We start from the raw sequence: 26332 nt of genomic DNA, 5'->3' as shown, positions 1-26332 counted from the left end.
GACTTGTGCCGAGCATCAAGGCCCAGGCTCAGCATATTTCAGGCCTTGGAATAGCTCGCAAGAAGTAACTCTGCATCTCGAGCGAGCCCCTCCTCGACCTCCACATCCGCTGCAAAATCGGACAACGCACGAAACTCCGCCGCGCTTCTGATTTTTCCACGCTTCAGAATTTCGCGAACCTTGGCCAACTTCCTATCCATAAAGAATTCAAAACTGAATCCATAAGTGGAGATCAGATACTCTCTGGCGATGCGCCTCGCATCCTCAGGAAGATCACTCAAATCCTCGGATATATCGCTTGCCAGCTCGTAGAGTTTTGGGCTGCGAGAAAAGTGCGTAACCAGTTTTCGCCTCAACTCAACAAGGTGCGGAATATCTTCAGGAGAAGACAGCATTGTTATCCCGTCCTGACACCACTTCTCCAGAACTTCCAGATCCATTGTCATTCCCCAAAATGAGCTAAAGCATGCCGCTGCGAGCCAGCGGGACGACAGGCACATGTGACAGCATGACTTATCGTACGCCCGGAAACGCTTCCTCCACTTGCCGATCCGATAGAGTTGACCCTGGCGACGAGCCTTCGCTTCTCCATCTTCAGGAATCGCATGCATGCGCACTCCGGTTGGCCGCTGGCTGCGGCGGCCTTCAACAGCCTCCTTCCTTGCGGCGTGCCTGTCCGCCGCTCTGCCCGCGCATGCTGCAGACGCAGGCAATGCACTTTCCAGTGGCCGCGCACTGCTGGAGCGAATCACAGGCAACGAGGAGGGGCGTAAGTGCAGCGACGCACTGTGCCGCGCTCGCGCGCTGTCCTGGGCCCAGGGTTACATCGCGGCAGTCGCCGACAGCAGCGCCGGGCAATGGTGTGGACGAGCCACGGTCCTGCCCCATGAGCTTGTGGATCGCGTGTACAGCCACCTGAAGGCGCTTCCGCGCGCCCGCCTCGAGGAAGACGCATCGACGCTGGCGCGGGAAGCGCTGATTCACTCTTTCCCGTGTTCCCATGCGGCTCCATCGAGCAACAGCAGACCCGCCCTGGAGTGATGATGTCCCGATCCTTGATCAGTGCGTTCGCATTGCTTGTGCTGCACATTCCCGCCTCACATGCGTGGGAGTGCGAGACGGATCCCGCGAAGTTCAGGTTCACATCGGACTCGCCTTCCACGTTCAACCTGGGTGAGCGGGAGGAAGTGGACAGGGCCTACGCCGCCTTGGCCAAGCACCTGCAACCGCTGCAGGGCTATCGGGCACCGCGGATCTTCTATTCAAAGGGCTTCAGCGCGATCCGGGAACATGACTGCAAGGCCGGAAAGTGCACCGCCATGGAGGTGCTGGAAGGCCTCCAGGAATGCGGCGCAGGCGGAATGAGCAGGCAGGATGCCTGTTACCCGTTGGCAGTCGTGCATGAAGGCAGGCTCTATTGCCTTCTGTACCCTGGCCAGAAGGACTTCGATCCTTCCAGGCCGTTTACACCCTATGTGCCCTTCAACAATAGCTGATGCGCGGGATCAGTCCCGCAGATCCTGCAGCTGATCGCGCGGGAAGAAGTCCGGATCGTCCTGTCCATCCAGCATCGCCTCGACCCGTTCGTCGAACTCGCGGGCGGCGGCAGCGGAGGCGTCGGGCCCCAGGAATGCGGAGTATCCGTTTCCAGCGAGGCCAAGCGCGGCGACCGTTCTCCGTCCGCCGTCCTCGCCCCACAGATAGTCGTGGACAACGACCAGGCCGGCGTCGTCCGTGGTCAGGAACTCGGCTGCACTGCGCCCCATAGCCAGAAAGAACAGGATGTCGTAGAGACTCTCCGAATAGGTCAACGACCCGGCAACGAAGTGTCTTCCCTGATGGTCATAGGCCGCAATCCTGATGTTCTCCGCCTCTGCCGATCCCAGCACGAACTCCAGTGCCGCGCGGTTGTCCCGATGGCGCGCCAACATCGCGTTGCAGTCTGAAATGAGTGTCTGCAGACCCGGAGCATCCGGGTCGGAAAGATCCCCGCCTCCGGGAAGACTCCACTGCCCGCCGATGGAGCGCCAGTCCGACCAGCGGGACACGTCCGGCGGTGCTGCCGCAAGCCACCGCGCAAGATCTGCGCGTGACATGCTCAATCTGAGAAAAGCCGAGTACGGTTCGGACATCGCCGCCCTTCCTCCTGGGCATGGGTCTGCGTTGCGTGCAGCGGACAGACTGTAGCAAGTCCGGCAGCAGGCATCCTCCGTTCGCTGTCAGTATCGGCATCACTGCCATCAGGGTGGACTGCCGGCTCCGCTGGAATGTCCTCCCTCCCGGAAAGTCGCAACGGCGGCATCTAAACCCTCCTGCTGCCTGCTGCATCCCATCCGCACATCCCGCCGGGAATAACCCATGTTCCGCCCATCGCTCCCCCTTCTGCTCCTGCTGCTTGCTGCTCTGCCCTTCTCGCCGGCGTCAGCCAGCCCGGAGCCGGCGAACGAACAGGCTCGCCGCCTGATCCGCCAGACATTGCAGGACGAGCGCATTCCGGGCCTGCAGATCGCAGTGGTCAAGGACGGCCAGATCGTGCTGTCCGAAGCGTTCGGCCTGGCCAACGTGGAAAACGGCGTGCCCGCCACACGCAGCACGCGATTCCCGTTGAACTCCGCCACCAAGGCCTTTACCGGCGTCGCCGCCGCACAGCTGGCACAGCAGGGCCGGCTGGATCTGGAAGCACCGCTGTCGCGCTATCTGGATGCACTTCCGGCCGCCTGGCAGACCGTGCGCGTACGCCAGCTGCTGGCCCACACCTCCGGCCTGCCGGACATCCTTGACGAGCGCGGGCTGCTGGGCGGAGGCACCGAGGCACAGGCCTGGCAGGCCGTGACCGCACAGCCGATGGATGCAGCACCTGGCCAGCGTTTCGCCTACAACCAGACCAACTATCTGCTCCTGGCGCGGATCATCGCGCGGCAGTCGGGCGTGCCCTACGACCGCTTCCTGGCCAGCCGGCAGTTCGGCGCCGCCGGCATGGAACGCACCACCTTCGGCGACAGTTACGACCTGATCCCCGACGCCGCCACGATGTACAGCCTGGCCCCGCGCGCGACCGAAGCCGCCGATACTCGGCCACGGCTGTCGCACTGGTTCTACGACGTGCCGCCCAGCCTGTGGTCCGGCGGCGGCATCCTTACCACCGCCGATGACACCGCGCGCTGGCTGGTCGCACTGCTGGACGGGCGACTGCTGCGCGAGGACGGGCGCACACGGATGTGGACCGCCGAGCCGCTGGCCGATGGCAGGGCGGGCCCGTGGTCTGCCGGCTGGCCGGTACTGCAGGGTGCGCCGGACCGCCAGGTCGCCGGCATCGGTGGCGCGCGCTCGGCCTTCATCGTCTACCCTGACCGCGGCATCGCCGTGGTGGTGCTCACCAACCTGGTCGGCGCCAACCCGCAGCGCTTCATTCCGCGCATCGCCGATCTGTATGCGCCCCCGGTCAGCCCCGCGGGCCGCCCATCACCGGCAGGATCACCCCGCTGATGTAGCTGGCGCAGGCCGGTGACGCCAGGAACACATAGGCCGGAGACAGCTCCTCCGGCTGTGCCGGGCGCCCCATGTCACTGTCCTTGCCGAACTCGGCCACGTCGGGGGCCTGCTTGTCCGCAGGATTGAGCGGCGTCCACACCGGGCCGGGGGCCACGCAGTTGACCCGGATGCCACGCGGCAGCAGCTGGCTGGCCAAGGCTTTGGTGAAAGCGTGGATCGCTCCCTTGGTCGCCGAATAGTCGATCAGCGCCTTGCTGCCGAAGAGGCCGGTTTCCGAACCCGTGTTGATGATGCTGGCGCCCTCGCCCAGGTGTGGCAGCACGGCCCGTGCCATCTGCACGTAGCCGCCGATATTGGTCTGCAGCGTCTCCTGCAGATGCTCGTCCTCCAGGTCCTCCAGGCGTTCGCAGTGCAGCTGGAACGCGGCGTTGTTGACCAGGATGTCGACGCCACCAAAGGCCTTGGCGACCTGCTTCACCGCCTTGTTGCAGAAACGCGGATCGCGCACGTCGCCCGCAATCACCACGCAGCGTCCGCCCTCGCTCTCCACATGCTGGCGGGTGATCTCGGCATCCTCGGCCTCATCAAGGTGCAGCACCGCCACGTCCGCCCCCTCGCGCGCGAACAGGACAGCGACGGCGCGTCCGATCCCGGAATCGCCGCCGGTGACGATCGCGCGCATGCCCTGCAGCTTGCCGCTGCCGACGTAGTCCGGTGCCAGGAAGCGCGGGGCCAGGTCAAGTTCGTGCTCATGTCCCGGCTTGGCCAGGTGCTGGGCGGGCAGGGTCTCCGGCTGGCGTCGCGTGCCCGCCTGGGTTGCCTTCTTCCTGGTCGCCTTCTTCGCCGCACGCGCATCCTTGGCCTTTTCCTGGTCCTGCAGGCGTCGCTGCCGGGCCGCAACCCGGGCGGCACGTGGATCACCGGCGGCGGCCTTGCGGGTTGCCGTCTTCACCACGCGGGGGCGTTCGGCCGCTGCTGCGGCGCTGCCCTCGGCAGCTGCCTTCGTACCCTTGCGTACTTTGGGCGACGCCTTGCGGCGGGCGGGAACCTTCTTGCTCGTAGCCATGCGGTGTCCTTCAGGTGTGGGGAATCGGGTGGGCTCAGGCGCGATCGGCCACGCCCTGCACGCCGGCATGGCCAGCGCAGTGCGCACAGCAGAAGATCTGCCCGTTGCCTTCGACGCCGTGGCCGATCACGGTGCAGTTGCAGTGCGCACAGCGTGGCGCGAAGGCGTTGATCGCGCATTCGAACGAGTCGAACGTGCCGCTGCGCCCGCCCTGCTGCAGGGTGAAACTCTTGTCGTAGTCGTTGCCGCATACATCACAGGTGGCCATGTCATACCTCCGTGGCGTGCCAGTACACGCAGTGTGGCCATCGCCGCTGTCGGCTACGGTGAATGCACCGTGTCCCGCATGTGCACGCCGTTCATGCCGCCACCACGCCGCGCGCGGCACGCTGGCGTCCTCATCACCATGGAGCAGGATCATGATCCGCGCATTCAGCGTAGCCGCACTGACCTTTGCCGTCGCCGCATGCAGCAGCACGCCAGTCGCACAGGTTCAACCGATCGACGGCGTGATTTCCGGCCAGTGCCACAGCGACATGGTGCGCGGCGCCGTCGGTCTGGCAGCATCGGCGGCCACCGTTGAACGTGCACGCGTGGACAGCGACAGCCTGCACGTGCAGGTGCTGCGCCACGACGGTCCGCGTGTTCCGCCCGCCAGCGAAGGCGGTGATCGCCTGACCATCGAGAAGGGACGCACCAACAACATCACCGCGATCTACTGCGGCTGAGCCGGCGTGCCCGCCGCAGTACGCGCAGCGTGGCCTGTTCCCACTGCCGCGGGCCGCGCAGGCCGGCAAGCGCGGTGAGTTCGCCGCGCTCCCAGCCGGCGAACACACAGGGATCGATGTATGCCCTGCGGCACACCGCAGGGGTGTTGCCCAGACGCGCGGCAACCTGGCAGACCACCTCGCGCTGTGCTGCGGCCAGTGCGCGCTGGCTGGCGGGCTCGGGCAGCGCGGTGGCAGCCAGTGCCTGCACCGCCGCCACCGTGCCGCCCCAGGTACGGAAATCCTTGGCGGTGAAGTCCTCACCCATCACATCGCGCAGGTACTCGTTCACTGCGCCGGAATCGACCGGCTGCACCTGGCCATCATCGTCGCGGTACTGGAACAACGACTGCCCCGGCAGCTGCTGCAACCGTCGCACCATCTGGCCCAGGCGGCGGTCACCCACCGTCACCTCCTGCAATTGGCCGGACTTGCCCCGGAACCGCATGCGTACCCGCCCCCCGCGAAGCAGCTCGAGGTGGCGGTTGCGCAGGGTGGTCAGCCCGAACGAGCGGTTCTCGCGGGCATAGGTCTCATTGCCGATCCGTACCAGCGTATCGGCCAGCAGCGCCACCACCACGGCCAGCACCTTGGTCCGCGGAAATCCGGACTGCCGCAGGTCGCGTGCCAGCCGCCGCCGCAGCGTGGGCAGTGCCTCGCCGAACGCAATGATCCGATCGAACTTGCCGGCATCGCGCACCTTCGCCCAGTCGGCGTGATAACGGTACTGCTTGCGGCCACGCGCATCGCGGCCGGTCGCCTGCAGGTGGCCGTTGGCATGCGCACAGATCCATACCGCGGTGTAAGCCGGGGGAATGGCCAATGCGCGGATACGCTGCAGCGTCACCGCATCGCGCACTGCGTGGCCGTCAGCATCACGGTAACGGAAGCCTTTGCCTGCACGCAGCCGGGTGAAGCCCGGTTGGGTGTCATCAACGTAGCGCAGGCCGGCCGCGCGCGCCGCCGCGCGCTCGGGTGTGGGGGACGTGGGCATGCCAGCAGTGTGGCGATCGACATGACGCGGCCGCGTCAATAACGCAAGACAAACACGTGAGGATGGGTTCGCGGCTATGCTCCGGCTTTCACAGTCCCTTCCGGAGTCATGATGTCGTTCCCGATTCGCGCCCGTTCGCTCTCCGCCCTGCTGCTGCCGGCCGTGCTGGCCTTGTCCGCCTGCCAGGCGCCGGCGCTGGATGAACAGGATTCGGCCACGGCCCACGCCCAGCAGGCCGCCGAAGCCGCCAAGGCACCGGCCGATGAAGCCGGCAAGGCCACCGAGGCACCGCCGGTGGGCACCTGCGACGCCAGCCAGGTACAGAGCCTGGTCGGCCAGGCCTACACCGATGCGCTGGGCAAGCAGGCCCAGGAAGATGCCGGTGCTCAGCAGGTGCGCGTGCTGCACCCCAATGACGCGACCACGATGGAGTTCCTGGGCGACCGCCTGAACATCGAAGTGGACGCCAAGGACGTGGTCAGCGGCGTCCGCTGCGGCTGATCCCGGCCCGCGCCGGCGGATCACCGCCGGCGCTTTCCGTTGCACCTGCAACCGTGTATTGCGGCGTTGCAGCAACCTGTGCTTTATTCGAGGCATCCGGTGGCCTCACGATGCGCTCCAGGGATTGGGCGGGCTTGAGTGTCCCCGCTCATTTCATTCCGCATCGAGGTAGAGATGGCCCCCCGCAACCGCCAAGGGCTTTACGACCCGCGCTCCGAGCGCGATGCCTGTGGATTCGGCATGGTCGCGCAGCTCGACGACCAGCCGTCGCGCCTGCTGGTGGATACCGCCATCGCCGCGCTTTCGCGGATGACCCATCGCGGCGGCGTCGCCGCTGACGGGCTCACCGGTGATGGCTGCGGGCTGCTGCTGCGTCGCCCCGATGCATTCCTGAAACTGCTGGCCAGCGAAGCGGGCATCACCGTGGCCACCCGCTTCGCGGCGGGCCTGGTGTTCCTTCCGCACGACGCCGACGCCGCGCAGGCCTGCCGGACGCAGCTGCAGGTGCAGCTTGAAGCGGTAGGCTGCCGCGTGGCGGGCTGGCGCGAGGTTCCCATCGACGACAGTGTCTGCGGCCAGCTCGCGCGCGATACGCTGCCGCGCATCGAGCAGGTGTTCGTCGATGCCGGTGTCGGCCAGGACGGCACCGGCTTCGCCCTGGCGCTGTACCTCGCACGCCGTCGCAGCGAACAGCAGCTGCGCGACCATGGCGATTTCTACGTCACCACGCTTACCCCGGATGCAATCAGCTACAAGGGCATGGTCCTGCCGGACAAGCTCAGCCGCTTCTATCCGGACCTGCAGCGGCGCGAGCTGGCCTCCAGCGCGATCGTGTTCCACCAGCGCTTCTCCACCAACACGCTGCCGCGCTGGCCGCTGGCGCATCCGTTCCGCCTGCTCGCGCACAACGGCGAGATCAACACCATCGAGGGCAACCGTCGCTGGGCGCAGGCGCGCAGCAAGGTGTGGAAGACACCGCGCTTCGACATCGCCGAGTTCGATCCGGTGATCTCCATGCATGGCTCGGACTCGCAGAGCCTGGACAACATGCTGGAACTGATGGTCGCCGGCGGCATGGAATTGATCCAGGCGCTGCGCATCCTGGTGCCACCGGCGACGCAGTCGCTGGAGTTCAAGGATCCGGATCTGGCCGCGTTCTACGAGTTCCATGGCCTCAACAGCGAGCCCTGGGACGGCCCGGCCGGCATCGTCGCCTGCGACAGCCGCTATGCGGTGTGTACGCTGGACCGCAACGGCCTGCGCCCGGCGCGCTGGATGCTGACCGCCGACCGCCACTTCCTGGTCGCCTCCGAAGCGGGCGTGTGGGAAGTGCCGACCGAGCGCGTGGTACGCAAGGGCAAGCTCGGCCCCGGTGAAATGGTGGCCATCGATCTCAAGCGCGGCGACCTGCTCGATTCGGACGCGGTGGACCGCATCAACCGCGGCCGCGCACCGTACAAGCAGTGGCTGCAGCAGGGCGTGACCTACCTGCAGACCGAACTGATCGATCCTTCGCTGGTGGAGGAGCCCTTCGACGAGGGCACCCTGCGCAGTTACCACAAGCTCTACCAGCTCAGCAGCGAGGAAGTGGAGCAGGTGCTGCGGCCGCTGGCCGAGACCGAGCAGGAAGCCACCGGCTCGATGGGCGATGACACGCCGATGGCGGTACTGAGCCAGCGCAGCCGGCCGCTGTACGACTACTTCCGGCAGGCATTCGCGCAGGTCACCAATCCGCCGATCGATCCGCTGCGCGAAGACTGCGCCATGTCCCTGTCCACCCAGCTCGGCAAGGAGACCAACATCTTCCATGCCGGCCCGGAGACGGTGAACCACGTCATCCTCAACTCGCCGGTATTGAGCCAACGCAAGCTGCGCCAGCTGCTGAAGATGGACCAGTACCTGCAGGCCAACCGCCTGCTCGACCTGTCCTACAGCGAGGAAGAAGGGCTGCGCAACGGCATCGAGCGCATCTGTGCGGAGGCCGAACGTGCCGCACGCGAAGGCATGGTGATGCTGCTGCTGTCCGACCGCTATCCGGTGGCCGGGCGACCGATGGTGCACGCCTTGCTGGCCACCAGTGCGGTGCATCATCACCTCTCGCGGCTGGGGCTGCGCTGCGACGTCAACCTGATCGTCGAGACCGGTACCGCGCGCGACCCGCACCATATGGCCTGCCTGCTCGGCTTCGGGGCCACCGCGGTGTACCCGTATCTTGCCTACCAGACCCTGTTCGACCTCGGCCGGCGCGGCATCCTCAAGCTCAGCAAGGGCGGTGAGCAGTCGCAGATCGGCCGCCGCTACCGCAAGGGCGTCTACAAGGGCCTGTCGAAAATCATCTCGAAGATGGGCATCTGTACCGTGGCCAGCTACCGCGGCGCGCAGCTGTTCGAGATCATCGGCCTGGAGCCGGAAGTGGTCGCGCTGTGCTTCCCCGACACCGCCTCGCGCATCGGCGGCGCCGGCTTCGCGCGGCTGGATGCCGATGCGCGCGAACTGTGCGCGCAGGCCTGGGATGCACAGCAGGATGTCGATGTCGGCGGCCTGCTGAAGTACGTGCACGGCGGCGAGTACCACATGTACAACCCGGACGTGGTCACCACCCTGCAGCGCGCGGCGCGCAGTGGTGATGCCCGCGCCTGGCAGCAGTACTGCGATGCCGTGCATGCCCGGCCGCCATCGGCGTTGCGTGACCTGCTGCAGCTGGTGCCGGCGCCGACACCCACGCCGCTGGACGAGGTGGCGCCGGCCAGCGAACTGTTCCCGCGCTTCGACACCGCCGCGATCAGCCTCGGCGCGCTGTCGCCGGAAGCGCATGAGGCGCTGGCCATCGCGATGAACCGCCTCGGCGGCCGCAGCAATTCCGGCGAAGGTGGCGAAGACCCGGCCCGCTACGGCACCCCACGGCGCAGCAAGATCAAGCAGGTGGCGTCGGGTCGCTTCGGTGTCACCGCCGAGTATCTGGTCAATGCCGAGGTGCTGCAGATCAAGGTCGCGCAGGGCGCAAAGCCCGGCGAAGGCGGCCAGCTGCCGGGGCACAAGGTCAACGAGCTGATCGCCCGCCTGCGCTACGCGCGGCCGGGCATCGGCCTGATCTCGCCGCCACCGCACCACGACATCTATTCCATCGAGGACCTGGCGCAGCTCATCTACGATCTCAAGCAGGTCAACCCGACCGCGCTGGTATCGGTGAAACTGGTCAGCCATGCCGGCGTCGGCACCATCGCCGCCGGCGTGGTCAAGGCCGGCGCGGACCTGATCACCATCTCCGGCCACGACGGCGGCACCGGTGCCTCGCCGGTCAGCTCGATCCGCTACGCCGGTGTGCCGTGGGAACTGGGCGTGGCCGAAGCGCACCAGGCGCTGCTGGCCAACGACCTGCGCGGGCGCACCCTGCTGCAGACCGATGGTGGCCTGAAGACCGGCCTGGACGTGGTCAAGGCCGCGCTGCTGGGTGCGGACAGCTTCGGCTTCGGCACCGCGCCGATGATCGTGCTGGGCTGCAAGTACCTGCGCATCTGCCACCTCAACAACTGCGCCACCGGCGTGGCCACCCAGGACGAACGCCTGCGCGAGAACCACTTCACCGGCCAGCCCGAGCGCGTGGAGAATTTCTTCCGCCTGCTGGCCGAGGAAGTGCGTGGCTGGCTGTCGTACCTGGGCGCGCGTTCGCTGGAGGAGATCGTCGGCCGCACCGACCTGCTGCGGCAGATCGAGGCCGCACCGCGCGACGGCGTGCGCGTGGACCTGTCGCGCCTGCTGGCAGATGCGCGCTACGAAGGCAGCCACTGCGCGGCGCAGCGGCTGTACGAATCGCCGGACAGCCTGGCCACGCAGATGGATGGCCTGCTGGCGGACGCGATCGAACAGCGCAGGGGGGGCGAACATCGCTTCCTGATCCACAACACCGACCGCAGCATCGGCACCCGCCTGGCCGGCGCGGTGGCACGCGCGCACGGCAACCAGGGCATGGCCGACGCCCCCCTGGAGCTGCGCTTCCGTGGCAGCGCCGGACAGAGCTTCGGCGCCTTCAATGTCGGCGGCCTGCATCTGGAAGTGGAGGGCGAAGCCAACGACTACGTCGGCAAAGGCATGGCCGGCGGCCGCCTGGTGGTACGTCCGCCGCGCGGCGCGCGGTTCGAGGCGCGCAGCACTGCGATCATCGGCAACACCTGCCTGTATGGCGCCACCGGTGGCGAGCTGTTCGCCGCCGGACGTGCCGGCGAGCGCTTCGCGGTCCGCAATTCCGGTGCGCTCGCGGTCGTGGAAGGCGCCGGCGATCACTGCTGCGAGTACATGACCGACGGCGTGGTGCTGGTGCTGGGCAAGGTCGGCCTGAACTTCGGTGCCGGCTTCACCGGGGGGTTGGCCTACGTGCTGGATGTGGACCGCGACTTCGTGGACCGTTACAACCACGAGCTGATCGACATCCATCGCGTGTCCGCCGAAGGCTTCGAGAACTACCGCCAGCACCTGCACCGCCTGATCGGCCGCCATCGCGAACTGACCGGCAGCATCTGGGCGCAGCAGATCCTGGACGAGTTCCGCGATTACATCGGCAAGTTCTGGCTGGTCAAACCGAAGGCCGCCAGCATCGAATCGCTGACCGAGACCCTTCGACGCGCGGCGTAAGCGCCTCCGGCGCGCCGCCCGCAACCGGCGCGCGCCTGCTCCCCCACCGCAGTAGTGCCGGCCTCTGGCCGGCCATCGAAATCACAGAGCCCGCCATGAGCCGCAAGCACGCCTTCCAGTTCCTCGATCTGCCCCGCACCATGCCGCAGCGCATTCCGGTTGAACTGCGCACCTCCGGCGACTGGGGCGAGCTGTACGGAAAGTTCGGCAAGGAGGATGCGCAGTACCAGGCCGGGCGCTGCCTGGACTGCGGCAACCCTTACTGCAGCTGGAAATGCCCGGTACACAACGCCATTCCACAGTGGCTGCAGCTGGTGCAGGAGAACCGCATCCACGAGGCCGCCACGCTGTGCCACAGCACCAATCCGCTGCCGGAAGTGTGCGGCCGGGTCTGCCCGCAGGATCGCCTGTGCGAAGGCAGCTGCACCCTGGAGGAATTCGGTGCGGTGACCATCGGTGCGGTGGAGAAGTACATCGTCGATACCGCACTCGCCAGTGGCTGGCGTCCGGACCTGGGTGCCGTGCAGCCCACCGGCCACAGCGTGGCGGTGATCGGTGCCGGTCCGGCGGGTCTAGCCTGTGCCGATCGCCTGGCCCGGGCCGGCATCACCGCCGTGGTGTACGACCGCTACGAGCAGATCGGCGGCCTGCTGCAGTTCGGCATCCCCAGCTTCAAGCTGGACAAGGACGTCATCCATCGTCGCCGCGAGGTGCTCGAAGGGATGGGCGTGCAGTTCCGCCTGGGCGTGGAGATCGGCCGCGACATCAGCGTGCAGCAGCTGCTGGACAGCCACGACGCGGTGTTCGTCGGCACCGGGGCCTACCGCTACACCGACGGCGGCCTGCCGGGCCAGGACCTGAAGGGGGTGCTGCCGGCCCTGCCGTTCCTGGTGCAGAACAGCCGCATCGTCGGCGGCGATGACCCGCAGGGTCGACCGATCGCCGGCTGGGAGGACCAGATCGCCCTGCCCGACCTCAACGGCAAGCGCGTGGTCGTGCTCGGCGGCGGCGACACCGGCATGGACTGCGTGCGCAGCGCGGTGCGGCTGGGCGCGGCCAAGGTCACCTGCGCCTACCGTCGCGATGAGGCCAACATGCCCGGCAGCGCGCGTGAAGTGGCCAATGCGCGCGAGGAAGGCGTGCGCTTCCTGTTCAACCGGCAGCCGCTGTCCATCGAAGCCGGCGCCGACGACGAAGCGATCGGCGTGACCGTGGTTGAAACCCGGTTGGGTGAGGCCGACGCCCAAGGACGCCGCAACGCGGTGCCGATCGAGGGCAGCGAGTCGCTGCTGGAGGCGGACGTGGTCATCATCGCCTTCGGTTTCGCGCCGAGCGTTCCGGCCTGGCTGGCCGAACACGGTGTGCAGGGCCAGGCGAACGGTCGCATCGTTGCCGGCGGCAAGGACCGCCTGCCGTTCCAGACCGCGCATCCACGCCTGTTCGCCGGCGGTGATGCGGTACGCGGCGCCGACCTGGTGGTAACCGCTGTGGCTGAAGGCCGCGACGCCGCCGCCAGCATCGTCCGTCTACTGTCCAACTGAACCGGGTTCCATTGCCGGCAGTACGTCGGCCAGCGTCGCACGCAGCGCCTGGGTGTCGACCGGCTTGGCCAGGAACCGGTCGATGCCGGCGGCACGACAGGCCTCGCGCGTGCTCTCCAGCACGCTGGCCGTCAGCGCGACGATCGGCACCTGTGCACGCGAAGGACAGGGGTCTTCGCGGATCGCACGCGCCAGCGCGAACCCGTCCATGCCGGGCATGTGGCAATCGGTAACGACAACATCGAAGCCCTGCGCCCGCCATGCCGCCAGCGCCTGCAGGCCATCGGCGGTGGCGTGCACCTGCAGGCCAAGCTCGCGCAGCCGCTGCACCAGCAGTTGCAGGTTGGTCGGGTGGTCCTCGGCCACCAGCACCCGTGCCGCAGGCAGTCGCGCGACCACCTCGGCCGTGGCCGGCACCGCCTCCAGTGGCGCCAGGCAGCTGGCGAACTCCAGGTCGAACCAGATGCGCGTGCCCTTGCCCGGCGAGCTTTGCAGCTGCAGCTCGCCGCCCATCGAGGCCACCAGGTCCCGGCAGATGGCCAGGCCCAGGCCGCTGCCGCCGAACCGGCGCCCCGTCGACGGCTCGGCCTGGATGTAATCGGCGAACACGGCCTGCTGCCGCTCGGGACTGATGCCTACGCCACTGTCGCTCACCTGCAGGCGCAGGCATTGTCCTGCCGCCTGCGTCCGCAGCACCCGCAGCCGCAGTTCCACACCTCCGTGCAGGGTGAACTTCAGTGCGTTGCCCACCAGGTTGAACAGGACCTGGCGCACGCGCAGGCCATCGGCCAGCAGCCACCGCTGCAGCGCAGGATCAAGCACGCACCGCAGGTGCAACGCACGGCTGGCCGCCATCGGTGCCAGCAGCTGCTGCACGGCCGTGGCCAGCGCACCCATGTCGGTGGCACGCAGCTGCAACGGCAGCGCCTGCAACCGATGACTGTCGAGCACATCATCGAGAATCTGCCGCAGCATCTGCGCGGCCACATCGACGGTGGACAGGACCTGCCGCTGGCACGGGTCCAGGGGGCTGTCCGCCAGGCATTCGAGCATGCCCAGCAGCGTGCTCATCGGTGTGCGGATCTGGTGGCTCATGGTGGCCAGGAAGTGCGTCTTCGCCGCTGCAGTCTCTTCGGCCTGATGGCGTGCCCCGGCCAGGGCACGGGTGCGTGCCTGCGCCTGGCTGACGTCCATCCAGTAGCCACTCCACTCGATGTCGTCGCTCTCGCCCGGCAACGGCCTGCCATGCGAACGGATCCAGCGCCAGCCATGGGGACCCAGCGTGCGGAAGGTGATGTCGATCGGCGCACGGGCCCGCGCTGCGGCTTCCAGATGATCCAGCACCGGCTTGCGATCGTCGACATGCACCGCCGCCATGAGCCGGCGATGGTCCAGCCGCACACTGTCCAGACTCATGCCGAACAGCGACTGCACGTCGCCGGCGACCAGCGGCAGGCTGTAGTCGCCCTCGCCGCTGCGGCGCGCCCGGTAGACCACCGCAGGCAGGTTGGCGGTCACTTCCTGCAGTCGCTGTTCCAGCGCGCGGCGCTGGCTGCTTTCGCGATGCAGCCTCCAGTAGCCGAAGGCATACACCAGGATCAGCGCCAGCGCGACCAGCAGCACCGGCACCAGCCAGCGCAACGGCGACCGTGCGGGCGGCGCGCGTGCTCCGCTGGGCGCCCACGTCGCACGGAGCGCGTCGCGCTGCGCGTCGTCCAGTTCCTGCAGCACGGTGTCGAAGGCGGCGACGGTGGCCGCACAGGTCGGCGCAGCCGCCAGCACCCAGGCATCATCGAAGCCGGCCGGCGCGGCGATCACCAGGGCATCGCTGCCGGGCCTGCGCAATGCGGCTTCCACTTCGGCCAACGTGGCAACTACCGCGTCGACCTGGCCGATGGCCAGCAGCTGCAGCGCATGATCGAGCGCGTCGACCTGCAGCAGCCATGCGCCCGGCGCCTGCTCACGCAGGTGGGCCGCCAGTGGCACCGTGTCGAGGCTGGCGACGCGGCGGCCGCGCAGACCGCCCAGTCCCTGCAGTGGCGTGTCGTTGCGACGGCGCACGATCACCTGTGACAGCTGCAGGTAGGGCCTGCTCACGACCCAGCCGTCGGGCACCTGCTCGCGCGGCCATCCCAGCACGGCCTGGGTACCGGCCGGCAGCGCCCCGACCGCGCCGGCCGCGGCGGGAAGCGGATGTGGACGCAGCGCGATCTGCTCGCCCAGCCGCCGCAGGTAGTCGGCAACCAGGCCGCCGGGCTGGCCCTGCGCGCTGAAGGACAGTGGCGGGCGGTCACTGGGCCAGGCCACGACCAGGGGCATGTCGCACCCGTCGGCCCGCGTGATCATGGGCCACAGCAACAGGGCAGGCAGCACGATGCGGGATCGCAGCCACGGGCAGGAGCGTGCAATGGATGCGGCCGCAGGGCCGGCAGCATTCACGATGGGCATCCTCGAATCGCAGGCGGAGACGACGGCCGCGCAGCGGTACCGCTCTGCCTGCCACGCTAGCGACGCACCGCACAGCAACAATGAGGAAAGTTGCAAAGCGCGCAGAATTGGCCATTCGCGACATAAACTGCCGCTTCTACCAGCCCACGGAGCGTTCGATGCGTATCGGCCTGGCCGCCAACCGGCTCCACCACCAGGATGCGCGCGCCGCCCTGTTCCGCTGGCTGCGTGCCTGCGAACCGGGCCTGCGCGAACTGGGCATAACGCTGCACGCTGTCGGCCGCACCCATGATGCGATCGGGCGCCACGGCTTCCTCGACGGCTATGCCGGCCTCCATCGCTATCCCTACGGCCGCGAGGGCGGGCTGATGAAGCTGGTCGCGGAGGTGGTCGGCATGGGCCCGCAGCGCACGCTCGACGGTGCCATCTATCTGATCGATCCGGTCGATCCGTCCTCGGTGTTTCCCGAAGCGACCGCGCTCAAGCGGCAGTGCGTGATCCACGGCAAACCTTTCATTTCCACGGTAGCCACCGCACGCGACTGGATCGAGGTGGAGCGCGTGCACGCCGGCCTGCAGGCCGACGCCGGTGCCGACGATCTGCACGCCTTCGGTACCCAGACCCTGGCACTGATCGCGCATGATGCGATGAAGGCGGCGATGCTCGCCTTCGCCGACGAGCACTTCGACGTGCTGGCACGCTTCGGCGAGCGGGTGGCGACCGGGACCACCGGTCAGCGCCTCAACGAGCTGGCATGGAGCCGCGGCTGGCCCAGCGACACGCCCTGGGTGACGCGCTACCAGAGCGGACCGATGGGGGGCGATGCGCAGATCGCCGACCGCGTGCTGGAGGGCCGTTGCCAGCGCGCCATCTTCTTCGAGGACCCGCACGTGGCACGCCAGCACGAGGCAGACATCCAGCTGCTGGAACGCGCGGTGACCACGGTGACCGACCAGGCGGTGTGCATCACGGCTCCGGTGGTGGCGGCGCGCTGGGCGACGGCTGCCGCCCGGCGCGCTGGGTCACAGCGCTGACCACCTGTGCCGCTGCGCCGGGCGCGCATCGATCGGCATGACCGCCGCACCCGTGGGAGAGGGTGCCGGGCCGCGGCGGCCATGCACGGGTGTCAGGCGGCCATGTCCAGTACCACGCGCCCGTCGATGGTGCCCGCGCGCATGCGGGCGAACACCTCGTTGATGTTTTCCAGGCGGTCGGTGCTGACCGTGGCCGCCACCTTGCCCTCGGCGGCGAACTGCAGCGACTCCTGCAGATCCAGCCGCGTGCCGACGATCGAACCGCGCACCGTCACGCCATTGAGGACCATGCCGAAGATGTCCAGTGGGAAGTTGCCCGGTGGCAGTCCGTTGAGCGAGACCGTGCCGCCCCGCCGGACCATGCCCAGCGCCTGCTCGAAGGCCTTGGGCGATACCGCGGTGACCAGCGCCCCGTGTGCGCCACCGATCTCCTTCTTCAGGAATGCTGCCGGATCGGTCGTGCGCGCGTTGACCGTGACCTGCGCGCCCAGCCGCCGCGCGAGTGCCAGCTTGCTGTCCTCCACGTCGATGGCAGCCACGTTCAGACCCATCGCACGCGCGTACTGCACCGCCATGTGGCCCAGGCCACCGATGCCGGAGATCGCCACCCAGTCACCGGGCTTCGTGTCCGTCACCTTCAGGCCCTTGTAGACCGTCACGCCGGCGCACAGCACCGGCGCGATCTCGACGAAGCCCACCTCCTTCGGAAGCAGGCCGACATAGTTGGCATCGGCCAGTGCGAACTCGGCGAAGCCGCCGTTGACCGAGTAGCCGGTGTTGCGCTGCGTCTCGCACAGCGTTTCCCAGCCGCCCAGGCAGTGTTCGCAATGGCCACACGCCGAGTACAACCAGGGGATGCCGACCCTGTCGCCTTCCTTGACATGCCCGACCCCGCCGCCCACGGCCACGATGTGCCCCACGCCCTCGTGGCCGGGGATGAACGGCGGGTCCGGTTTCACCGGCCAGTCGCCCTCGGCGGCGTGCAGGTCGGTGTGGCAGACACCGCAGGCTTCGATCCTGACCAGCACCTCGCCCGCCCCCGGGCGTGGTACCGGAACTTCCTCGATGACCAGTGGGCTGCCGAACTCGCGAACGACAGCCGCCTTCATGGTTCTGTTCATGGGTTTTCCTCCGTCGTTCGCTTGCAGACAGAGTGACGCCGGCACGAGGCCGGCGCTTTGATCCCGATCAAATCCTGGAAGATTGCCTGCCGGTTCAGCCCGCCAGCACGGACGCCTCGCGTGCCAGGCGTTCGATCGCGCCCCAGTCGCGGGTCTGCAGCAAGGCCGCCGTGGTCAGCCATGAACCCCCCACGCACAGCACGTTCGGCAGGTGCAGGAACTGCGCCGCGGTCTGGGCACTGATGCCACCGGTCGGGCAGAAGCGCACGTCGGCGAAGGGGCCGTGCCAGGCCGCCAGCAGTGCCGCGCCGCCGGCCTGCACCGCGGGGAAGAACTTGAAGGTATCCAGGCCATGCTCGAGGCCAAGGATCAGCTCGGACCCCGTGGCCACGCCCGGCAGATACGGCAGGTCGGCATCGCGCGCGGCCGCGTACAGCGTCGGCGTTGCTCCCGGCGACACCGCGAAGCGCGCACCTGCGGCCCTGGCCGCCTCCATCTGCGCGGGCGTCAGCACCGTTCCGGCCCCCACCACCGCGTCGGGTACGGCCTCGACCATTGCCCGGATGGCATCCATCGCACGGGGTGTGCGCAGGGTGACCTCGATCACCGGCAGACCGCCCCGGAACAGCGCCTGCGCCACCTGCACGGCATCGTCGACATCATCGGGGGTGAACACCGGAATCACCGGTGCCAGTTTCAGTACCGCGCGAACGCGCGGATCAGCGCCGGACATCGAATCGCTCCTCGCCCATCTGGGCCAGCACGTCAGCTTCGCTGACAGGATTGAAATCGCCGGGGATGGAATGCTTCAGTCCGCCGGCAGCCAGGCCGAAACGCACGGTGGCGTCGGCATCGAAGCCTGACAGGATGCCATGCAGGATGCCTGCCGCGAAGGCATCGCCGCCGCCGATGCGATCGATGATGCCGGTCAGCTGCCGCACGGGCGCCTGCGCACGCACGCCCTCACGGCCCAGCAGCAGGGCGCCCAGCGCATGATGGTCCACGCTCAGCGCCTGCCGTTGCGTGCATGCCAGCCATTGCAGCCGCGGGAACGCGGCGAATGCCGCCGCTGCGGCAGCGTCCACGCGCTCCACGGCGCCGGCCTGGGTAAAGCGCTGGCCCAGGATCACTTCGATATCGCGGTAGTCGGCGAACACGATGTCAGCTTGGTCGAACAGGGCATGCAGGATCGCCTGCGCGTCGCCGCCCCAGCGCTGCCACAGCGTGGGCCGGAAATTGCCGTCGAAGGAAACGCGCACGCCACTGGCACGCGCGGCGCATGCCGCCGCCAGCGTCGCCTCGGCCACCTGCGGCCCCAGCGCAGGGCTGACGCCGGACAGGTGCAGCCAGTCCGCGCCCTGCAGCAGCGCCGGCCAGTCATGATCGGCTGCAGTGCTGCGCGCGAAGGCTGAATCGGCCCGGTCGTACACCACCTCGCTGGCACGTTGCACCGCGCCGGTGGTGAGGAAGTACAGGCCCATGCGACCGTCCGCCACCTCGCGCACCGCCCGCGTATCGACGCCATGGCGGCGCAGTTCACCCAGTGCGTGCGCCCCCAGGGCATTGCCGGGCACCGTGCTGACCATGGCCACGTCATGTCCGAATCGGGACAGCGAGACACCCACGTTTGCTTCCGCCCCGCCCACGTGCACCTGCAGCTGCGGCGACTGCAGCAGCAGCTCGCGACCGGGCGCGCCGAGCCGCAGCAGCAGTTCCCCGAAACATACGATACGCCCCATCTCCACTCCTCCCCGCTTGCCGCCAGCATGTGAAACTGCACGGCGTGAATGTGTACCACGCGTCGGCGCGGCGTTTGGCCATCGGTGTCATTCTAGCCTTCCGATGCGCCCCACGCACCCGTAGGAACTGACGGAAGCATTGTCCTGCAAGCCTCTTGGAGACATTTCAGATCTGTTGCGGTGCAAGATGCCGGATCCGGGACGTGCTGCTAACGTCCGCTCTGACCAGCGGTGTCATCACGCTGAAACAGCCGCAGCACCAGACCTTTGGGAGAGGGGAAAGGCATGCAGTCTCGGAACCACCAAAAAAAGACACCGGTTACCTTGCTCGCTATGGCCGTCGGACTGGCCCTGGCGGCCAATGCGACCGCCCAGCAGCAGAGCAGCGCCGCCGGCGCCACGGACCTGGATACGGTCACCGTCACCGGCTACCGCGCCAGCGTGGAGAAGGCGCTGGACATCAAGCGTGGCGAGGCCGGCGTGGTCGACGCCATCGTCGCCGAGGACATCGGCAAGTTCCCGGATCTGAACCTGGCCGAGTCGTTGCAGCGCATCCCGGGTGTGGTCATCACCCGCGAGGCCGGCGAGGGACGCAACATCTCGGTGCGCGGCCTCGGCCCGGATTTCACCCGCGTGCGCATCAACGGCATGGAGGCGCTGACCACCGTCGGCGCCGGTGATCAGAGCGGTGGTACCAACCGCGGCCGTGGCTTCGACTTCAATGTCTTCGCCTCCGACCTGTTCTCGCAGCTGGTGGTGCGCAAGACCGCTTCGGCCGATGTCGAAGAAGGCTCACTGGGCGCCACCGTCGATCTGCGCACGGCGAGGCCGTTCGACTATGACGGCTTCACCTTCGCCGCCAGCGGCCAGGCCGGCTACAACGCGATGGCGGAGAAGGCCGACCCGCGCATGGCCGCGCTGGTGTCGAACATCTTCGCCGACGGTACGTTCGGCGCCCTGCTGTCGGTGGCCTACTCCGAGCGCCAGGCGCTGGAGGAGGGCTCCAACACGGGCCGCTGGGCCAACGGCCCGAGCAACGGCAACTTCAGTGCGTCGTCCCCGTTCACCGCCGCGCGCAGTGCCGACGTCTACCACCCGCGCTTCCCGCGCTACGTGCAGATGGAACATGAGCAGAAGCGCCTGGGCGTGACCGGTACGCTGCAGTGGAAGCCCAGCGACGCGACCGAGATCTCGCTGGACGCGCTGTACTCGAAAATCGATGCCACCCGCGACGAGCACTACATCGAGGCGATTTCCTTCAGCCGCGGTGCCAACACCAGCCAGCCACGCCTGGCCGGCAAGCCGTCGATGATCGTCAGGAACGGCGTCATCGAGAACAACGCGCTGGTCTACGGCGAGTTCGACAACGTCGACATCCGCAGCGAGAACCGCCACGACGAGTGGAGCACCGAGTTCAAGCAGATCAGCCTCAACGGCCAGCACCGCTTCAGCGACGACTTCACCCTGTCCGGCAAGCTGGGGGTCTCGCGGTCCCGGCATGAGAACCCGGTGCAGACCACCATCATCATGGACAAGTACGACGTCGACGGCTACAGCTACGACTACCGGGGCAACAACCGCTCGCCGATCCTCAACTACGGCATCGATCCCACCGATCCCAACGGCTGGGAACTGGCGGAGATCCGCCTGCGACCGCAGTACGTGGACAATGATTTCGATACCGGCCAGATCGACTTCAACTGGAACATCAGCCCCGGCTTCCGCCTCAAGGGTGGCGTGCTGGCCAAGGATTACACGTTCAAGACCACCGAACTGCGCCGTGGCAGCGAGCTGGCCGTGCCCACCTTCGCCGATGGCAGCAGGATCGTTCCGGTGGACATGACCACGCAGGCCGGCCTGAAGGGCATCAGCGGCAATCCCTCGAACTGGGTGGTGCCGGATCTGGACGCCGTCGCCGATCAGTTCGACATCTACAGCAACAGCGGCATCTACGCCGTCGCACCGCGCGCCAACAACGTGCGCAGCGTGGAAGAGAAGGATCGCGGTGCCTACCTGATGGGTGAGTTCTCCACCGAGATCGGCTCGCTGCCGCTGTCCGGCAACGTCGGCGTACGCTATGTGCGCACCAAGCAGTCCTCCACCGGGCTGTCGACGCTGGCCAGTGGCACCACGTCCACCACCGCCACCCGCACCTACGACGACACCCTGCCCTCGTTCAACCTGGTTGCCGAAGTCACCCCCGATTTCCTGATCCGCCTGGGTGCGGCCAAGGTGATGACCCGACCCGGCCTGGGCAGCCTGACGCCGGGTGCCACTGTGGCCGTGGCCGGTGGCGCACGCACCATCTCCAGCGGCAACCCCAACCTGGATCCGACCCGCGCGACCAATGTCGATCTGAGTTTCGAGTGGTACTTCGCCGAAGGCGCCATGGCCGGCCTTGGCCTGTTCTACAAGGACATCGAAACCTCCGTACAGACGCTGCGCGAGAATCGGCCGTACACCGACAGCGGCCTGCCTGCCGAACTGCTGATCGGCACCGGCGCATCGCCGACCGATGAGTTCACCTTCACCCGTCCGGTCAACACCCCGGGTGGCGAGCTGTTCGGCGCAGAAGCGAACTACACCCAGCCCTTCACCTTCCTGCCGGGCAAGTGGGCCAACCTCGGTCTGCAGCTGAACTACACCTGGGTGGATTCGAAGATCCAGTACATCAACTCGGCCGGTCAGCCGGTGATGAAGAACGATCTGCTGGGCCTGTCCAACACCTCGTGGAACGCGACCCTGTTCTACGAAGGCACCACCTTCTCCGGGCGCATCTCGGCCACCAACCGCGATGACTACCTGACCCAGGTGCCGGGCCAGGAAACCGGCTTCAATCTGGACGGTTACCACGGCATGACCGGTACCACGGTCATCGATGCGTCGATCCGTTACCGGATCAGTGACCAGCTGGAACTGAGCCTGGAAGGCGTGAACCTGACCAACGAAGCGTCCGATGAGTGGGTGTATTCGCCCGCGACCGGCCGCCTGCCGTTGCAGTACACCGAGACCGGCCGTCAGTTCCTGCTCGGCGTGCGCTACAAGTTCTGAGCAGCGCCGGCGATGCGCCGACCGGTGCATCGCCGTTCGCCACGACCGCTGCTGCGCCGCAAGGTGCCGTGGCGGCGTGGCCTTGCTACGGTCCGGCGGCCCTACGCCGGCTGTCGCCCGTTGAAAGGAAACATCTGATGCCGCATCGCTCGACCCTGTCCCGCTGCCTGCTGCTGGCAGTGGCCCTGGCTGCTGGCCCTGCGACAGCTGCCGATGGCCCAACCCTGCTGTTCCACGTCGACGCCAACCAGGGCCTGCAGGCCACCGTGGCGCACGGCGAGGCGATACCGAACTTCCGCGACAGGGTGGCGGTGGTCGATGACGGTGTACGCGGCAAGGCCATCCAATGGCAGGACGATGGCGTCCTGGCGTGGGATGCGCCGGGCAACATCCTGGCCCAGCACGGCACCCTGGCCTTCGATTGGCGTGCGCGGTACGCGGTGGGCGAAGCCCCGTTCGTGATCTTCCGCGTCGGCTATGCCGATCACAGCAGCTGGGACATGGCGTGGCTGCGCATCGACTGGAACGGCCACGGTTTCGATGCGTTCGTCACCGATGCCAATCTTGCCCGCACCCGCGTCTCGTTCCGCATGGACACGCCGCCACGCGCGGACCAGTGGCTGCATCTGGCCTTCGCCTGGGACGAGGACCAGGGTGTACGCCTGTTCATCGATGGACGCGAAGTGGCCCGCGCGCAGACCACCGGCGACTACGATGCCGCGCTGGACCAGCTTGGCCTGGCCGGTCGGGTGATGGCACCGTACCAGGTACAGAGCCGTTACAACTTCCTGCGCGGCAGCGATTTCCAGCACATCCGCATCTACGACCGCATGCTCGATGCGCCGGCCGTGGCGGCGCTGGCCCGTGGCGTTACGCCCACCACCGCCGAGGTTCCCGAGGCAGGCCTGCGTGCCTGGCGCCATCGCTTCGGCTGGGACGGCACCGCACCACCGGCGCTGACCGCGCCGACCACCCGCATCCGCAAGGTCGAATTCGCCGACACCCGCGACCTGAAGGCGTGGATGTGGAAGGCCACCGACGGCATCGCCGAGACCACATGGCCCGGCGTCTACAACCGCTCGCGGCTGCCCGGACGCAACGACTACTTCCAGCTGCCGGACTGGAACACCTACGTGGAGGGTGGAAAGCACCTGGACCTGACGCTGCCGGACGGCGAGACGGTCAACCGCATCGAGATCCGCGGCGCGGCCTTCGGCACGCTGGCACATGGCAGCGACGCCGCGCACGCCACCCGCACCCTGTTCACCCGCCCGCGCGGCGTGGTGCGCAGCGTCGATCCGATCCCGTCCCTCAGCGGCGGCGTGCTGCGCTTCAGCAACGTCGAGCAGGAAACGCCGATCCAGGAAATCTGGGCCTACGCCGTGAGCGAGGGCAGCGAGCCGGACGGCACGGTCAAGCAGACCTACACGATCGACAGCCAGGCGCTGCCGGACTACACCAATCTGGATGCCCTGCGCCGCTACATCGACGGTCGCTATCCCGAGGCCGAACGCAGCACGGTGATGGCGCTGCCCAAGGGGGCCGGCTCACGCCGCCGCGATGCCGGTACCCTGCCCGCGCAGCCGCGCCCGATCGTGCACGTGCTCATTCCTTCCGGGGTAGGCGATGCGCCGCCCGACCAGCCGCTGATCCGCAGCTGGGCCTACAGCTGGGAGAACATGCACGACGGCCTGGACGGCGTTGCCATCGATCTTCCCGCGCTGGATCTGGCGGCCACGCATGAAGGCCTGATTCCGCTCAACATCCGCATCAAGGACCCGATCTGGCCGGCGCGCGACATGATCGACGTGTCGGTCTCGGTGCAGCCGGGACAGAAGCGCACCCTGTGGCTGGATCTGCGCGACCGCATCCTCACCCCTGACAGCCTGTGGTTGAGCATCGCCTCGGCCGCGCCCGGCTTCGATGCCCGGGCGCTCGATGGCGCGCAGATCCGGCTGGTGTTCAAGCCGCGCGCCGAAGCGCTGAAGGAGCACGTGGCCGACCGCTTCAACCAGGTGCGCGACAACTGGGGATTCCTGGTGGAGGAGCACACCACCTCCAAGCGACAGCGCCTGTATGCGCGCGTCTACGCCGACCTGAGCGACCTGCTGCGGGTCGATCCGGACCACGCACTGGGGCGGCAGTACTGGAACTACATCAGCTACAACAGCCAGGGCCGGCCGCCCTACTCCGCACCGGCGGTGCCCGCCGGTGTGCCGGCCTGGGCCTTCCATCAGGTGCAGGACCTCGCACAGGTGCGTCGCTTCGTCGACTGGTGGATCGACCATCGCCAGGTGCCCTACGGCGACTTCGGCGGCGGCATCTCCGATGATTCCGATCTCACCCAGCAGTGGCCGGGCCTGGCGCTGATGGGCGTGCAGCCGGACCGCCTCAATGCCTCGCTCACCGCCCTGTCCGATGCGGTGTATCGCAATGGCATGTTCAGCAACGGCCTGAGCACCATCGAAACCGATGAGCTGCATGCCTACGAAGAGGGCATCAACACCAACAGCGCGATGCTGTACCTCAACTGGGGCGATCCGCTGACGCTGGAACGGCTGATGGAGACGGTCAAGGCATTCGACGAGCGGATCATCCTGCCCAATCCGCAGGGACACCTGCTGTTCTCCAGCAACTGGTTCGGCGGCAACAGGATCTACCGCGAACCGAACTGGCAATGGCAGAAGCCGTATTCGTTCCCGGTGCTGCACCCCGCGTTCCTGCTGGGCCAGTACAACGCCGATCCGACCGGGCGCCGGCTGGTGACCGGCCTGGCCGACAGCTATCTCGCCCATGCCGGCACGGACGCGAAAGGACGCTTCACCCTGCCCAACGAGATCCACTGGGCCACCGGCGCCACCCGCGGCGGTGAACTCAACGACGGTTCCGGCGGCGGCGACACGCTGCATACCTTCTGGGCCGCCTGGCGCTGGACCGGCGATGCGAAGTACCTGCAGGCGCTGGACTATCGCGTGGCACGCGGGGGACCGGGCGCGCTGGCCAATCTCGGCGAGAACATCGTCGAGGTGCTGGGACGCCAGCAGGACTGGTATCCGCAGCTGACTGCCGAAGCCGACGCCGGAAAGACCGGTTTCGCCAGCCTGATGGCCTGGCAGGCCAGTGGTGACCTGAAGTACATCGATGCACTGCATGCCGAAGGACTGCAGGCCAAGGTGCTGCGGGCCTACATGAACACCGAGGGCCACTGGTGGTCCGATCGCGTGGAAGCACCCAGCGAGTTCCTGCAGCGCGCCCGGCTGGGGGGCATCGCGCTCAAGCGCAACCAGAGCTGGCCCGGGCATACGGTCAGCTGGCGCTTCGATCGCGACGGTGCCGCCGAACAGGTTGCACTGCTGGTGCATGCGCCGTCGCGCGAGCGCTTCACCATCACCAGCCACAATCTGGGTAACCGCACCATCAGTGCCGACATGACCGGCTGGAACGTTGCCAGCGGCACGTGGCGCATCCGTGCCGGCGTGGATGCCGATGGAGATGGACGCATCGATGGCACGCCGACGGAGCGCACGGTGCGGCTGGAAACCAGCCGCGCGGTGCCGATGCAGTTCCGTCCCGGGCGCACGGAACTGTTCGAGTTCGAGCGCGTTGTCGCCGGCAGCCCGGTGGAAACACGCGCCGACCTGGGCGTCGGCCGCGGTGATGTGCAGGTGGACGGCCAGCGTGTGCGGGTGACCGTGCACAGCCTGGGCCACGTGGCCACCGGCGCGGGCGTGGCGATCCTGGAAGACACCACGGGCCGTGAGATCGCGCGTGCCGATGTGCCCGCGATGGCGGCACCCGATGACCTGGAACCGAAGACCACCCACGTGACACTGATGATCCCCGCCGGTCATCAGGGTGGCCTGCGCGTGCGCGTCGCCCTCGCTGACGGTGGCGAGGAAGTGACCCTGCTCAACAACGTCGTGGACGTGCCGCGCTGAACGCGGCGGCC

Annotated in this window: 19 protein-coding genes; 10 read left to right on the top strand and 9 right to left on the bottom strand. The window is 67.7% G+C overall.

Translation table 11 applies throughout. From position 1 onward, the window contains the following. Nucleotides 1-38: 38 nt before the first annotated feature. Nucleotides 39-611, bottom strand: a complete 573-nt coding sequence (locus ACZK08_RS00430) for a hypothetical protein (RefSeq protein WP_155761031.1) — start codon at nucleotides 609-611, stop codon at nucleotides 39-41. Here ACZK08_RS00430 and ACZK08_RS00425 point away from each other — a divergent pair. Beyond that, on the top strand, nucleotides 610-1041 hold the full coding sequence (locus tag ACZK08_RS00425; protein ID WP_155761032.1) for a Rap1a/Tai family immunity protein: 432 nt from the start codon (nucleotides 610-612) through the stop codon (nucleotides 1039-1041). The two genes, ACZK08_RS00430 and ACZK08_RS00425, sit on opposite strands and share 2 nt — an antisense overlap. Before the next feature lie 2 nt (nucleotides 1042-1043). Further along, the gene (locus tag ACZK08_RS00420) at nucleotides 1044-1496 is read left to right on the top strand and encodes a hypothetical protein (RefSeq protein ID WP_155761033.1); all 453 of its coding nucleotides are present in this window, start codon (nucleotides 1044-1046) and stop codon (nucleotides 1494-1496) included. A 9-nt stretch (nucleotides 1497-1505) separates the two neighbouring features. Here ACZK08_RS00420 and ACZK08_RS00415 read toward each other — a convergent pair whose 3' ends face one another. After that, nucleotides 1506-2132 carry a hypothetical protein gene (locus ACZK08_RS00415; RefSeq protein WP_065182096.1) on the bottom strand — a complete coding sequence of 209 codons (627 nt, stop codon included), beginning with the start codon at nucleotides 2130-2132 and terminating at the stop codon, nucleotides 1506-1508. 256 nt (nucleotides 2133-2388) lie between these two features. On the opposite strand from ACZK08_RS00415, the gene ACZK08_RS00410 reads away from it, so the two are divergent. Further along, nucleotides 2389-3486, top strand: a complete 1098-nt coding sequence (locus tag ACZK08_RS00410) for a serine hydrolase domain-containing protein (RefSeq protein WP_478452727.1) — start codon at nucleotides 2389-2391, stop codon at nucleotides 3484-3486. Here ACZK08_RS00410 and ACZK08_RS00405 read toward each other — a convergent pair. Together ACZK08_RS00405 and ACZK08_RS00400 are read right to left on the bottom strand one after the other, a co-directional pair. After that, entirely contained in the window at nucleotides 3443-4558 is a 1116-nt protein-coding gene (locus ACZK08_RS00405) for an SDR family oxidoreductase (protein WP_065182097.1), read from the bottom strand. The genes ACZK08_RS00410 and ACZK08_RS00405 overlap by 44 nt on opposite strands. A gap of 34 nt (nucleotides 4559-4592) precedes the next feature. Then, nucleotides 4593-4826 carry a hypothetical protein gene (locus ACZK08_RS00400; RefSeq protein ID WP_065182166.1) on the bottom strand — a complete coding sequence of 78 codons (234 nt, stop codon included), beginning with the start codon at nucleotides 4824-4826 and terminating at the stop codon, nucleotides 4593-4595. A gap of 151 nt (nucleotides 4827-4977) precedes the next feature. Here ACZK08_RS00400 and ACZK08_RS00395 point away from each other — a divergent pair, with 151 nt between their 5' ends. Further along, entirely contained in the window at nucleotides 4978-5286 is a 309-nt protein-coding gene (locus ACZK08_RS00395; RefSeq protein ID WP_053515980.1) for a hypothetical protein, read from the top strand. Here the strand turns inward: ACZK08_RS00395 and ACZK08_RS00390 are convergent. Beyond that, nucleotides 5264-6319, bottom strand: coding sequence for a DNA topoisomerase IB (locus tag ACZK08_RS00390; RefSeq protein ID WP_065182098.1), 1056 nt, complete (start codon nucleotides 6317-6319; stop codon nucleotides 5264-5266). The genes ACZK08_RS00395 and ACZK08_RS00390 overlap by 23 nt on opposite strands. Nucleotides 6320-6430: 111 nt before the next feature. Between ACZK08_RS00390 and ACZK08_RS00385 the strand changes: the two genes are divergently transcribed. From ACZK08_RS00385 to ACZK08_RS00375, 3 genes are all read left to right on the top strand, one after another. Continuing rightward, a complete protein-coding gene (locus tag ACZK08_RS00385; protein ID WP_053515984.1) occupies nucleotides 6431-6820 on the top strand; it encodes an I78 family peptidase inhibitor in 390 nt (129 codons plus the stop codon). 174 nt (nucleotides 6821-6994) lie between these two features. Next, nucleotides 6995-11449, top strand: coding sequence for a glutamate synthase large subunit (gene gltB / locus ACZK08_RS00380; RefSeq protein ID WP_053515986.1), 4455 nt, complete (start codon nucleotides 6995-6997; stop codon nucleotides 11447-11449). 95 nt (nucleotides 11450-11544) lie between these two features. Beyond that, a complete protein-coding gene (locus ACZK08_RS00375; RefSeq protein ID WP_065182099.1) occupies nucleotides 11545-12990 on the top strand; it encodes an FAD-dependent oxidoreductase in 1446 nt (481 codons plus the stop codon). Here the strand turns inward: ACZK08_RS00375 and ACZK08_RS00370 are convergent. After that, the gene (locus ACZK08_RS00370; protein ID WP_231107767.1) at nucleotides 12976-15309 is read right to left on the bottom strand and encodes an ATP-binding protein; all 2334 of its coding nucleotides are present in this window, start codon (nucleotides 15307-15309) and stop codon (nucleotides 12976-12978) included. The two genes, ACZK08_RS00375 and ACZK08_RS00370, sit on opposite strands and share 15 nt — an antisense overlap. Nucleotides 15310-15596: 287 nt before the next feature. Here ACZK08_RS00370 and ACZK08_RS00365 point away from each other — a divergent pair, with 287 nt between their 5' ends. Beyond that, nucleotides 15597-16472 carry a methylglyoxal synthase gene (locus ACZK08_RS00365; RefSeq protein ID WP_065182100.1) on the top strand — a complete coding sequence of 292 codons (876 nt, stop codon included), beginning with the start codon at nucleotides 15597-15599 and terminating at the stop codon, nucleotides 16470-16472. A gap of 92 nt (nucleotides 16473-16564) precedes the next feature. Here the strand turns inward: ACZK08_RS00365 and adhP are convergent, their stop codons facing one another. The 3 genes from adhP to ACZK08_RS00350 form a co-directional block, all read right to left on the bottom strand. Next, nucleotides 16565-17593 carry an alcohol dehydrogenase AdhP gene (adhP, locus tag ACZK08_RS00360; RefSeq protein WP_053515992.1) on the bottom strand — a complete coding sequence of 343 codons (1029 nt, stop codon included), beginning with the start codon at nucleotides 17591-17593 and terminating at the stop codon, nucleotides 16565-16567. A gap of 94 nt (nucleotides 17594-17687) precedes the next feature. Beyond that, the gene (eda, locus tag ACZK08_RS00355) at nucleotides 17688-18326 is read right to left on the bottom strand and encodes a bifunctional 4-hydroxy-2-oxoglutarate aldolase/2-dehydro-3-deoxy-phosphogluconate aldolase (RefSeq protein WP_065174105.1); all 639 of its coding nucleotides are present in this window, start codon (nucleotides 18324-18326) and stop codon (nucleotides 17688-17690) included. Beyond that, complete coding sequence (locus tag ACZK08_RS00350; protein ID WP_053515997.1) at nucleotides 18313-19332, bottom strand: sugar kinase; 1020 nt, start codon at nucleotides 19330-19332, stop codon at nucleotides 18313-18315. Before ACZK08_RS00350 ends, eda begins: the two co-directional genes overlap by 14 nt. Before the next feature lie 285 nt (nucleotides 19333-19617). On the opposite strand from ACZK08_RS00350, the gene ACZK08_RS00345 reads away from it, so the two are divergent. Beyond that, on the top strand, nucleotides 19618-22383 hold the full coding sequence (locus tag ACZK08_RS00345; RefSeq protein ID WP_065182101.1) for a TonB-dependent receptor: 2766 nt from the start codon (nucleotides 19618-19620) through the stop codon (nucleotides 22381-22383). A 137-nt stretch (nucleotides 22384-22520) separates the two neighbouring features. Next, nucleotides 22521-26321, top strand: a complete 3801-nt coding sequence (locus ACZK08_RS00340; RefSeq protein ID WP_065182102.1) for a LamG-like jellyroll fold domain-containing protein — start codon at nucleotides 22521-22523, stop codon at nucleotides 26319-26321. Nucleotides 26322-26332: the final 11 nt, after the last annotated feature.

This window comes from Stenotrophomonas sp. 112478_Sma, from assembly GCF_056479905.1.
The sequence above is the reverse complement of the archived record's forward strand: the minus strand, read 5'-3'. Positions and strand labels throughout refer to the sequence as shown.